Below are 11,535 nucleotides of genomic sequence, written 5' to 3' on the forward strand. Positions count from 1 at the left end.
AACTATATGGACTACTACAACAACCGACGTATCAAGATAAAGTTAAAGGGCTTGCCACCTGCTATTCACAGACAACAAGCCCTTTTTGCCCTATAATAAAAGTGTCTAGCTTTTGGGGGTCACTTCAGAAAGCCCCCCTCTTTCTTTTGGCGTTGCGGTTATCCCGGGGCAGTCCCGCCACTAACGGAGCTGCCGCAAAACCGTATTTATTGAACGGTACCGTTGTTACTACTTATAGACGCCGTATTTCAGGGTGGCGTCAGTCATAGCGTGGACGTTTTCCACCTTGGCCTCGTCGAAGAAAGCGCCGTTGCTGACGATGTACCCGCCGCCGCCCGCGCAGTCATTAATCAGCTTCTTAATGTAGTCGTCGACCGTCTTGGGCGTGCCCAGGTTCAACATGCCGGAGGGTACGTTCCCGGCGATACAGGCTACCTGCCCGATGGTCTGCTTGGCTTTGGCCATATCCGTGTCATCGAAAATCCAGCAGGTCTTGCCCTTGGGGATGTCCTTGATAACATCGAGGCGCTGGTTATAGCCGCCTTCGGCGGCCGGCAGCGGCACCACCCCTTCATCGATAAGGCCCAGCAGCACTTTTCTGAATGAAGGCCAGTAGAATTTCTTATACTGCGTATCGGAGAGGAAGCCGTCGCCGCCCTTGTGCAGGGGCATGAAGATGAACGGATTTCCGGCGGACTTGGCGGAGTTCACGCCCATTTTAATCATGATGGGCGTCATGATATCCAGCGCCTTGAGGAGCTTGTCCGGCTGGCGGTACATATCCATGATGACGCCCTTGGTGCCCCGCAGGGTATCGCCGATAACGTCGAATGGAGCCTTGGAATACCCGGCCACGATGGTGGGGTATCCCTGCGCCATGATATCCGCCCCGAAAGCGCCCAGGGAACCGGCGTATTTCAGGGACTCTTCACCGGCTTTCAAAAGCGTCTGGTAGGCGGCCTGGACGGGCGGCAGCCCGAAGGGGATAAAGCTTAAAGCCACGCCGTACATCTCCAGGATGCCGGTAACGGTGGGTATCTGCCGGAAAGGCTCCAGCGCCCCGAAGACGCGGGGTAAATAGGCTTTATAGAAGTAGTTGGACGGGTCTTCAATCAAATCATCATACTCGTCCGCCAGCATGTATTCGCCTTCATTGGCCTGGTAGGACGCTTCCGGTTTGACGCCGTGTCCCGGCCAGGAATAAAGCTTGTAGTCCATCACGTCGAAGAATTTGCCCGGCCCCGGCGTGGCGGCGCCGAGGTGCCCGTCCGGCTTGAAGTCCACGATGAATTTTTTATAGGCCATACTGTTCTTGTCATAGTCGTACATAACGTCCTTCGGCGTGAGCCCGACATAGGTGGCGGGCCAGAAGCTGGGGAGAATGAACAGCGGCACCCTATCCGGTTTTTTCTTCATCTGGATGGCGTCCTTGATGCGGGTGGCCCTGGCCTTGTAGTCTTTTTCTGCCTGGGGGCTGGCGTATTTAGCGCCGTCAGGAGAGATCCATTTGGCGAACATCGCCTCCTGTCTTTCATCCGGGGTCATGTTTTTCCATTCAGCTGTCATTTTTACCTCCTGAGTATCGTCCCTATAGGACTTTATTTTATGCTCCCGCCCTTTTACGGGGGAAAAGCTTGGCTTAGATTCACCACATATTAGCTATTTGAGGGAAAAAATGCAAGCGGCGGCACCGGGCAAATCAGGCGGGTGATTCAGCTTTTACAGATACGGCGGGGATAATGACGTATCCGCCGGGATAAAAAATACCACGGCAGTCAATGTATTGCATTACAATTTTATCTATGATATTATAGAGAACACTCCGTTTACTTGGCAGCCGAAGGATTGGGAAAAAGGGTATTTTCCGCGGGTACGGCGGTCATACCAAATCCAGCGGGAGAGGTTGGGAAATATGGCGCCTTCTAAACTGGACCTGCATAGCCTCATCGTCTTTTACTATGTCGCCAGTGAACAAAGCATCACCGCCGCGGCGGATAAGCTGTGCCTGACGCAGCCCACCGTTACCTACCATATACGGTCGCTGGAGCGCAACGTCGGGCTCAAACTGCTGGACGTCAAGAAGCAGAAAGTGTTCCTGACCCAGGCCGGAGAGGGACTGTACCATTACGTCACCGAGATCTATCACCAGATGAACGGGGCGGAAAAATACCTGGATAACCTCAAGCAGGACAGCCTGCGCGTGGGCATTTCCACCACCTTCAGCACCTGCCTGGCGTCAGCGGCGGCGGCTTTCGAGAAAAACAACTCCCACGTGCGGCTGGTTATCCGGGGCGCCTCTTCCTTCGAGATTGCCGAGGCCGTCCTCAACTCGGAGATAGATCTGGGTATCGTGGTCAGCGCCGAGTACGGCAATCCCAAGCTCAAGTGCATCCCCCTGTCACAGCAGGAGCAACTGGTGCTGGTGGCTTCACCGTCCAGCGCCATCGCCCAGCGGCCGCACCTGGCTTTCGTGAACCTTTGCGGCTATCCCTTGATACTGGGGCCGGAGACATCCGCCACGCGGCGCATTATTTTAAAGCGGCTCCGCACCGGGGGCTGCCATATGCCTTCACCAATAGTGGTGGAGGTGAACAGCTCCGAGTGGGGGATAAACCTGGTGGAAAAGGGGGAGGGGGTGGGCCTGCACCATATCCGCAGCGTGGAAAAGCCGATTGCCGAGGGACGACTTAAAATACTGCCGCTTTCCGGCGATATTTACGTGGGAGTGGAAGCGCTTTTACGCGCCGACGCCCCCCGCCACCCCATGGCGGAAAAGTTCATCGCGCTGGTGCGGCAGGAGCTGGAAAACAAACAGAACAAAACGCCGGTATCGGCATCAATGAACTGATTCACTCCCGCGCCAGCTCCAGCGCCTCGCGGATATCGTCGGCCACCATGCGCCGCTTGGACTTTTCAATCAGGAAGTTTTTACCCGCCGGCGTGTAAGAGGGCAGCACTCTCTTATTTTCAAAAAAGTACTGTTGCCCCCTGATTTTATAGGTGGGTCCGGCCGGCACCACCCTCTTGCCCGTCTGCTTTTTCCAGATGGCGTTCATCATCCTGATGGCCACGTCCCCGCCAAGCAGGAAGACCTTGACGCCGGGAAACAAAGCTATTTCTTGTTCCAGCAGGGCGGCGCAGTTTTTCAGGGCGTCCGGGGAGACGGTGTACTGTGTCTTGCCGCACTTGACGGCGGTGGTGATATAGACGCCCAAATCCAGGATATCCTGCATATCAGTCACCTCCGCCCCGGCCTCCCGGAAAGCCTGGAGCGTAGTTTGTAAATAGAACGGGCTGCCCGCCGCGTAAAAAAAGTCGGCGGGGTTATTGGGTGGGGCTTCCGTGACCATCAGTATCTTTATTTTAGCGGGGTCGATTTCTGCCGGCGGCACGCTGTAACTGTTTTTAGCCGCGCCCGCGCAGGGGAAGTCCTTGCACTTTAAAATGTCGCTGACTTTCATGGCTGCCCCTCCCTCATGAATTTTATAAATGAATAATGAATTTGCATTAGTCCGCGCCCGATAGCGCCGTTGCTTTAACCTCCACCTCCACCGGGCGGCCGAGAGCGCCTTCCCAGTACTTTTCCACAAAGCCGCGCGAGCACCGGCAGTAAGTTGGTGAAGCGTTAACGCCTTCCGGGAGAGCGTTCATCAGGCTGCAAAAGCATCGCCGCGGCGTGCTGTAGGTATGGGGTGTGTAGTACTGCACCAGTGTTTTGCCATTTAGTTCCAGGCATATGCCTTTGACCGGTTTTTTCACTTCCGCTTCGAGGAACGCCTGTTCAGAGGCGTGTTTTAGTCGCCTGTTTTTTAAGCCTCTCGCCAGGCCGCTGTTATGGGCGATGCAGCTGTGGCCGCAGGCGGTCATGATTCGTGCGCCTTTTTCTCCGGGTACACACATGTCAAGGCGGTCGATGGCTTCTTTCATCCACAAAGCTGCCTTGGCCTTGTCGGTAGATTTAGTTATTTTATCGCTGCCTTCCATCACCTTTTCGCGCGCGTTGGCGCCGGCAAACTCCTCTACGCGCCCGCCCAGTTCCTGGATTTGTCCTAACGTTTTAGCTGTCATTTGTTCTTCCCTTTTTCTACTTTCTGAATCGGCACCCGGCATCCCACCACGGACTGCGGGTCTTTGTCCCCTTTGTATCTCTTATCATATACCTCGATGGCGTAGTGCATACCGTCCAGCAGCGCTTCTTTATAGGCGCCGGCGTTGGCCTGCAGCCAGTCGTTCATCCGTGCGTTGGAGCTTTCATAGCCCCGGCCGGGGTATATCTCGAACTCGGCGTATTCAGCCGCCGGCAGGTGGATAACCTGGTACTCCGGGGGGACGGTGGGGCTATCCACCCGCACCCCCGCGTATATTTTGCCCGGCCCCTCCGCCGGGTAGAGGCGGACTTCATAGCCTTCTTCGCCCGCCTGGTTCTTGAGCGGGCTCATCCTGCTGATTTTCATAAAGGCTTCCCAGACCCTGGCGGTCTCATCACCGCTGCCCGTCACCCCCGCCACCAGGAAAGCCTCCCCGGTAATCATCTTGGGCTGTGCCTGATTTTCTTTTTCCATGTTATTCAGCCTTCGCCTCGAACATATTGCAGCCGCCCGCCGCCAGCACCTCGTGGCCGAAGCACTTGCCCATGCCGCCGCCTTCGTCCTGGAAGTGTTTGCAGTCCCGGCACGCCTTGCCTTTTGGGGCTTTTTCCACGTATTTAACGTCCATTTTCCGCCTCCTGATTTATTCGGTATCCTGCTTAATCCTACCAGATAAATCAGACAACAGCGTGTCATATTAGCGGGGGTTTTGGTAAAAATCCACGGCCTTTTGGAGTCGGTCGCGGACGATTTCCCGGATGTGCGGCGGCTCCAGCACCTCCACGTAATTCCCGAACGACATTATATAGCCGTAGACCCATTCGTCCTCCGGGAAGGTAACGGTAACATCATAGGTTCCGTCCGCGTTGCGGGTGATGCGCCGCTCATCGTAGTCGTCATAGACGCGGTAAAGATGCTCCGGCCGGAACCTGAGCTTGAGCGTAACGGGTTGCCGGAGCATTATCTCCGGCTCTTCCTCTTTAGCGCTCCCCGGCGGGCGGCGGGTAAAGCTTTCCCCGGTAACGTTCAGGCGCCGGATGCGCGAGATGCGGAAGGTGCGGAAGTCCCGCCGCGTTCGGCAATAGCCCCAGACATACCACGCCTGGCTTTTAAACAGCAGCAGCATCGGCTCAATGGCGCGCCGACTCAAAATGCCATCCGCGTTAATATAGTCGAACGCCACCACCCGGCATTCGAGGATGGCGCGCTTGATGTCCAGGAACTTGTTTTCCTCGTTGGGGCCGCTGCCCCACGGCGAGAACTCGATATGCACCCAGTCCGCCGCCGCGGCTTTCTTGAATACCGCCCCGATTTTCTCCAGGATGGCGTCTATTTCCGGGTACTTGGTGGCCTGGAGCGTCTTGAGGGCAAGCAGCAGGCTGTCCCGCTCGTGCTCGTTGAGCAGGGCCTTATTGATGGCGTAGTTATCCAGCAGGGAAATGCCGCCGCCGCTGCCTTTGCTGGCAAAAACAGGCACACCGGCCGCGGAAAGCTCGTCGATATCCCGGTAAATAGTCCGGGTAGATACCCCGAACCGCGCCGCCAGATCAGCGGCGGTGACGGTCTTTTTATTGAGGAGAATCAGGGTGATTTCCAGCAGCCGGTTGATTTTCATCGTTGCCGCAGCATGTTATATCTTGCCGGTTTCCTTGAGCCTGACCGCCAGGTTCGCCCCGGCTTCCTCCGGCGTTTCACCGGGCAGGAACTCACAGTCCACTTTTCTTTCCGGGATGAAAAGCCGCTGCGTATAGCTTCGCCGCCCCGCCGCCGTGTCGATAGCAAGGTCGGCGACTTTCCAGGCGGTGAAGGGCTGTTTTTGCGCCGCCATCAGGCCCTTGATGTTGGCCTGGCGCAGCTCGCCCAGCTCGTGGCTGACGGTAACCAGGCAGGGGAGGGGGGTTTCAATAACGTCAAAGCCGTCCCCTTTGACACGCTCGGCTATCACCCGGCCGTCCCCGACCTCTATTTTACGGGCGTCCGTGATAACGGGCAGGCCGAGCAGCTCCGCCAGGCCCGTTCCCACCTGCCCGGCGTTAGTGTCCGCCGCCATGCGCCCGGTAAGAACAAGTTCGAACGCGCCCGCCTTTTTTACCGCCGCTGCCAGGATAGCCGCGGCGCCGCTGCTGTCTATATCCTCCAGCGCTTCGTCCTCGATAACGATAAGGTCGTCCGCGCCCACCGCCAGGCTTTTCTTGATAACCGCTTTGGGGATGGTCTTGCCCGCGCTCAGGACGGTTATCCTGGCCGGCTGCCCGTCCTTGATTTTCAGGGCGGCTTCCAGGGCGTTTTCATCATAGGGGTTCAGTACCGGCGGCACACCCTGGCCGGGGAGGACGCGCTTTCCGGCGGGGTCGATTTTGAAGGTGGAGGCCGGCGCCTCGGGATCGGTCACTACCTTGATACAGACGATGATATTGAGCATTGATATCCCCTCGTGTTAAGAATAAAGGAAAGCGGCGGTTCAGTCCGATTCCGCCAAATAATAGCCTGTTTTGCGTTAAAGCGTCAACATTTACGTAGAAAAAGAGCAAAAATACCGGGAGAGGCTTGATTTTAAGCGGATTATTCCTTAGAATTTAGAGGCGGTCATCCCGCGGGCGGTTAGCTCAGCTGGTTAGAGCGTCAGTATCACACACTGGAGGTCACAGGTTCGAACCCTGTACCGCCCACCATACCGTACAGTAGGCAGAACTCCTAACCCTTCTTCCTCATGATTGTCTGGAGGTATGGGGAAAGTGTATTTGATTGCACCTGTCAACACATTAATGTCTGTAATCGTACTTTCCCAGACACGTTCTATTCCACAAACACTCATAAGGTTAAATTTCAAGAACTAGCACATTTTTCACTAATCCGCAACCGGCTCCTTTCCCGACTTCAAGCGTTATTCACAATTTATTAACATAATACACATTAACATTTAACATCGGCGTGACATTTTCCAAACATTACCGGCGTAAGGTAGGTGTAGATAACGTATTATGCGCGGATTATATACATGTCGTATATATAGGAGAGTCAATAAATATTGAAAAATATTGTCGGTAAAGTCAATGTGGCCGTCATTATCATAATGATAGCCCTCTTCGCTTCTCTCCTCCCAACCGGTCACGCTCAGGCCGATAATCCATCGATAAGCGTTTCTCCTGCTTGCTTGGAGGTAGAGAATAGCGCCAATTTCACGCTCGACATTCTAGTCAATACGAGTTTGCCTATTCGCGGTTGGCAATTGGTTTTCCTGATTGGTCAACGTACCACCATGTAATGTAAGAAATTTTTAAAGGTATTCAAGTGTTGAAAACGATAACAATAATCATATTGTGCTTGACCTTATTCACTTCATTCATGCAAGGCTGTGTTCATGGTATTAGCTATAAGTCTTATCAAGAATTGGAAACCAATGACCATTATTCCTTTGAATACCCGGATAATTTTAGTGTCACTATCCGGTCCGGCTATAATTTTCAGGAAGCAATGAACACCCTGGAATTAACCAATAATGTTTCTGATACTTCCCGGGTTCAGATACACCTGACAGTCCGGCAACCAACCGCCTCGGAAACAGACGTTGAGGCGGTGGTGAACAATATGTTGTCTGATGATTCGTATTGTATTGAAAAAGTACTGGAACGCTCTAAGGGAAAAATATCCGGGATACCGTGCGAATTATTCACGGCTCGCCTTAACTGGCATGAAACAATTTTCTACGGTACAGGTTCTGTTTTTATCTATAACGGACGACTTTGGAACCTCGGAGTGTCCTATCTCCCGGACAATGAAAAACCGGCCCGGGAAATTTTTAAACATGTTTTTGACACTTTTAAACTTTTACCATAAATTCTTTCATTATAACCATATCTCGGCTAATATCACCAAATAATTGTTTATTGCTTCTTTTTAAATCTAATGAAACACATTTTCACAATAATTACGTTATGTTTGATAGTATTATGTGTCGTATTATCTTGTTCCGGACCGAAGGACAGCAGGGACTATAAAACCGTTATCATCGACCAACTAGACGCCCTCTACCCTAACGAGCAATTCGTAGGAGAAGCTACCCGGCTTTTGGAGGACGCTGGGTTTTCGGTTGACGTAATTCAAGGCGACCAAATTAACGTTGAATTCTACCGGAAATTGGCCGCTAAAGATTATCACCTGATCATCTTCCGGGTACATTCCACGATGAAACCGGGGACTACCGAGGATAACGGCACCACTTACCTCTTCACCAACGAACCGTATGACAAGACTAAATACGTTTCCCACCAGCTGGCCGGACAGGTGATGCCTGCATGTCTGGATGAAAACAACCCGGAATTTTTCGCTGTTTCGGCGGACTATCTTACCAAATACGGGGAAGGCCGCTTTAACAAGTCCGTCATCATCATGATGGGTTGTTTGAGCCTAATAACCCCGGACATGGCGGAGTCCTTCATCAGTCAGGGGGCGCTGTTTTACTGCGGCTGGACCGGCAGCGTCAAGCTGGATTACGTAGACGACTTTACATTAGCATTCCTGGCCAATCTTACCACGGATAACACCACCTTCAAGCAGGCCTGTTACCTGACCGCCGATGTAAAAGGCCCCGACCCCACTTATCACACTATTTTCAGTTATTACCCTACTGAAAACGAGGACTATTCTCTTTCTTCTATTAAGTAAGGCACTATATCTTACCAAAAGAATTACAGAAAAAAGCAATAAACAATAAAGTAGGTTGTGTATTCTATTCCGTCAAGCTGAAAGCCAGTTCAAAGGTTCTGTCTATCGTACAGTACCGCCCACCATCCGTGCCCCGCTTCTTTGCCCCGCCCCGATAACCAAGATACAAGTGACCAGCCTGCGCTGGAGCTCCGGCGGGCAGGCAAGTAACAAACTGCCCCGCCCCCGGTTTTAACTGATATGCTGTTACTCCAGCGGAATCACGAATTGCCCGTTTTTGTAGAGCAGCTGGCCGTCAACGGTAACTTCCCCGCCTTGCCTCATATCGCAAATCATATCCCAGTGAATCGCCGATTCGTTTTTGGCGCCGGTTTCAGGGTAGCCGGCCCCCAGAGCCATGTGGAAACTGCCGCCAATTTTCTCGTCAAAGAGGATTTGTTTGGTAATCCTGGTGATGCCCTGGTTATTGCCGAAAGCGAATTCACCCACGCGCCGGGCGCCTTCATCCGTGTCCAGCGTTTTTATTAAAAACTCCTCGTTCTTGGCCGCGGCAGCCTTGACGGCTTTGCCGTTTTCAAACCAGAGTCGGATGCCCTCTACTTCGTGCCCGTTTTCAATAGTAGGGTAGGAGAAATAGACATGCCCGTTCATACTGTCCTCCACCGGTCCGGTAAAAACTTCTCCATCCGGCATGTTCTGATGTCCGTCACAGTTAATAAATTTACGGCTGGCAATGCTGAAGGTGAGGTCGGTCTCCGGGGCGGTAACATGGATGTTTTTCTTGCCCTTCAGCCAGTCCACCACCTTCTGCTGCCGGGCGGAGAAACGTTTCCAGTAGCCGATGGGGTCGTTCATATCTCCCAGGCAGGCGGAATATACAAAGTCCTCATATTCGTCCAGGCTCATCTCCGCATCCTGGGCATAGGCATTGGTGGGGAACATCGCATAAGTCCAGCGCAATTCTCCGCGCGCGGACCTGTTCAGCATAGTTTTACGCAGCTCGGTGCGGGACTGCTGGCGCGCTACCAATTTAGCGGGGTCTACATTGGTGAGGGCTTTGGTGTTGTCTTCGGCGGCTATATAAATCCGCACATCATAGGTGTCAGTCAACAGTTTGGCGGGAGGCGGCAGGTGTCTGATTTGCTCATCGGAGGCATACCGGTAGATCAACTCGTCGATGCCGTTCGGGGAGGTTTGTAAAAAGGGGTGCCCGCCGGCCTGCAATACCTTGATAAAAACGGCTTTATGCAGCGGCTCCGCCGTGTATTCCCCCTGGATAGCTACCTTATCACCGGGTTTAACCGCCACGGAATAATTGACCAGCAGGTCCGCCAGCTTTTCTACGCGCAAATCCGCCATGGAATGGTCCTCCTTAAGTAAAAACGATGGCACCGGCCATATTTTATCACTTAAAAACGAATGGCAACAAATTCCCGCCGCAATGACCAAGATACAAGTAACAAACAGCCCCGCCCCTTTTCCCCGCCTTAAACATACTCCCATAACACCGCACTACAGGAAAAGCATTCCGGGTCCGGGCTTGCTATAATCTGGATATCAACGCTTAACTGGAGATTGGGAAGACGGCCGGATGATACAGACAGTACTGGACATTATCGATAACCGCATCACGGAAAGATTAACCCCGCCGGGGCTGGCCGGGGAAATCGGTTATTCCGCCTTTCATTTCAACCGCAAGTTTTCCCGGGCCGCCGGCATCACCTTGATGGCTTATATCACCCGCCGCAAGCTCCAGTACGCGCTGTACGACCTCTCCTGTGGGGAGAAAATAATCGATGTGGCGGTGAAATACGGCTTTGAAACACATGCCGGTTTTACCAAAGCCTTTAAAAAATGCTTCGGGTATCCCCCGTCTCTCTACCGCATTCACGCCATCACAAGTCGGCCGACGAGGATGGAACTACCGGAACTTAAAAGTATGATAACAGGAGGCAAATTAATGCAGCAGGAAATAGTCGAACTAAAGCCTTTCACCGTGGTCGGTTTTCCCGGACGGCATAAAATGCCCAACGTCAAATTTACCCACGATATCCCGCTGTACTGGGAAACCATCAACCTGGATTATGCGGATGACCTCACCCGACTTCATAACCTTTTCAACAAATCCAGGCACACCGAGTATGCCGTATGCTACGATATCAATCCGGAAACCAGCGAGTTTACGTACCTGCTCGGCGTGGGCGTGGATAACCCCGAAGACCTGGTTACAAAAGAGTCGGACATGCACGAGATGAAGATGCCGGGCGGAACGTACGCCAAATTCACCACGCCGCTCGTGGCAGAAGAAAAATACAGCCAGACCGTCAGGGACATGTGGAAAAAAATCTTCGATAGCTGGCTGCCCGCGTCCGGGTACGCGTTCGACGAAAAGCGGTACGATTTCGAGTACTACGACGAAAGAGACCACCCCTGGGAAAACAAGGGTATGGCGCAGATGGATATCTACATTCCGTTAAAAAAGCACTGACCGCGAGCGACCATGCAGTAAACCTCCGGAAATTCAAACATCCGGGGGTTTATTGTTTTATGCCACTGTATCTGGGGGTGCGCAGAGGCATCTATTACACCCGAATGCAGGCGACCTGGTGGCCGGGGGAGATGGTGCGGAGCTCCGGCACGGACTGGGCGCACTCGGGCATGGCCATGAAGCAGCGGGGGTGGAAGGCGCAGCCCGGCGGGGGGTTAAGGGGGCTGGGCACCTCGCCCTTGAGGATAATGCGCTCCCGGGTCTCCTCCACAAAGGGGTCGGCGATGGGCACGG

At 53.4% G+C, this 11,535-nt stretch carries 15 protein-coding genes and 1 tRNA gene; 7 read left to right on the forward strand and 9 right to left on the reverse strand.

Annotation, left to right across the window (positions count from 1 at the left end; genetic code table 11):
• Positions 1 to 96 (forward strand): IS3 family transposase (locus WC370_11015; protein ID MFA5309993.1); only part of this gene is annotated, 96 nt, incomplete at its 5' end.
• A gap of 132 nt (positions 97 to 228) precedes the next feature.
• Here the strand turns inward: WC370_11015 and WC370_11020 are convergent.
• Entirely contained in the window at positions 229 to 1,566 is a 1,338-nt protein-coding gene (locus tag WC370_11020; GenBank protein ID MFA5309994.1) for a uroporphyrinogen decarboxylase family protein, read from the reverse strand.
• A gap of 346 nt (positions 1,567 to 1,912) precedes the next feature.
• Between WC370_11020 and WC370_11025 the strand changes: the two genes are divergently transcribed.
• Entirely contained in the window at positions 1,913 to 2,848 is a 936-nt protein-coding gene (locus tag WC370_11025) for a LysR family transcriptional regulator (GenBank protein ID MFA5309995.1), read from the forward strand.
• Between the two features lies 1 nt (position 2,849).
• On the opposite strand, the gene WC370_11030 is transcribed toward WC370_11025, so the two are convergent.
• The 6 genes from WC370_11030 to WC370_11055 all read right to left on the reverse strand — a co-directional run bounded on the left by WC370_11030 (position 2,850) and on the right by WC370_11055 (position 6,510).
• Positions 2,850 to 3,461, reverse strand: a complete 612-nt coding sequence (locus WC370_11030) for a uracil-DNA glycosylase family protein (protein MFA5309996.1) — start codon at positions 3,459 to 3,461, stop codon at positions 2,850 to 2,852.
• Between the two features lie 46 nt (positions 3,462 to 3,507).
• The gene (locus WC370_11035) at positions 3,508 to 4,068 is read right to left on the reverse strand and encodes a hypothetical protein (protein ID MFA5309997.1); all 561 of its coding nucleotides are present in this window, start codon (positions 4,066 to 4,068) and stop codon (positions 3,508 to 3,510) included.
• Positions 4,065 to 4,562, reverse strand: a complete 498-nt coding sequence (locus WC370_11040) for a GyrI-like domain-containing protein (GenBank protein ID MFA5309998.1) — start codon at positions 4,560 to 4,562, stop codon at positions 4,065 to 4,067. Before WC370_11040 ends, WC370_11035 begins: the two co-directional genes overlap by 4 nt.
• Position 4,563: 1 nt before the next feature.
• Entirely contained in the window at positions 4,564 to 4,716 is a 153-nt protein-coding gene (locus WC370_11045) for a hypothetical protein (protein ID MFA5309999.1), read from the reverse strand.
• A gap of 69 nt (positions 4,717 to 4,785) precedes the next feature.
• Positions 4,786 to 5,703 (reverse strand): YafY family protein, encoded by a 918-nt coding sequence (locus WC370_11050; GenBank protein ID MFA5310000.1) that lies wholly within the window; start codon positions 5,701 to 5,703, stop codon positions 4,786 to 4,788.
• Positions 5,704 to 5,718: 15 nt separating this feature from the next.
• Positions 5,719 to 6,510, reverse strand: coding sequence for an electron transfer flavoprotein subunit beta/FixA family protein (locus WC370_11055; protein MFA5310001.1), 792 nt, complete (start codon positions 6,508 to 6,510; stop codon positions 5,719 to 5,721).
• A gap of 173 nt (positions 6,511 to 6,683) precedes the next feature.
• On the opposite strand from WC370_11055, the gene WC370_11060 reads away from it, so the two are divergent.
• From WC370_11060 to WC370_11075, 4 genes are all read left to right on the forward strand, one after another.
• Positions 6,684 to 6,760, forward strand: a tRNA-Val gene (locus tag WC370_11060).
• A 356-nt stretch (positions 6,761 to 7,116) separates the two neighbouring features.
• Complete coding sequence (locus WC370_11065; GenBank protein ID MFA5310002.1) at positions 7,117 to 7,353, forward strand: hypothetical protein; 237 nt, start codon at positions 7,117 to 7,119, stop codon at positions 7,351 to 7,353.
• A gap of 29 nt (positions 7,354 to 7,382) precedes the next feature.
• Positions 7,383 to 7,925, forward strand: coding sequence for a hypothetical protein (locus tag WC370_11070; GenBank protein ID MFA5310003.1), 543 nt, complete (start codon positions 7,383 to 7,385; stop codon positions 7,923 to 7,925).
• Between the two features lie 300 nt (positions 7,926 to 8,225).
• A complete protein-coding gene (locus WC370_11075) occupies positions 8,226 to 8,753 on the forward strand; it encodes a hypothetical protein (GenBank protein MFA5310004.1) in 528 nt (175 codons plus the stop codon).
• 246 nt (positions 8,754 to 8,999) lie between these two features.
• Here WC370_11075 and WC370_11080 read toward each other — a convergent pair whose 3' ends face one another.
• A complete protein-coding gene (locus WC370_11080) occupies positions 9,000 to 10,112 on the reverse strand; it encodes an aminopeptidase (GenBank protein MFA5310005.1) in 1,113 nt (370 codons plus the stop codon).
• A gap of 232 nt (positions 10,113 to 10,344) precedes the next feature.
• On the opposite strand from WC370_11080, the gene WC370_11085 reads away from it, so the two are divergent.
• Positions 10,345 to 11,241 carry an effector binding domain-containing protein gene (locus WC370_11085; protein MFA5310006.1) on the forward strand — a complete coding sequence of 299 codons (897 nt, stop codon included), beginning with the start codon at positions 10,345 to 10,347 and terminating at the stop codon, positions 11,239 to 11,241.
• A 94-nt stretch (positions 11,242 to 11,335) separates the two neighbouring features.
• On the opposite strand, the gene WC370_11090 is transcribed toward WC370_11085, so the two are convergent.
• A partial coding sequence (locus WC370_11090) for an oligopeptide/dipeptide ABC transporter ATP-binding protein (GenBank protein ID MFA5310007.1) occupies positions 11,336 to 11,535 on the reverse strand: 200 nt, incomplete at its 5' end.

The sequence above is a fragment of the Dehalococcoidales bacterium genome (assembly GCA_041652735.1).
In the GTDB taxonomy this organism is placed as follows: Bacteria; Chloroflexota; Dehalococcoidia; order Dehalococcoidales; family RBG-16-60-22; genus RBG-13-51-18.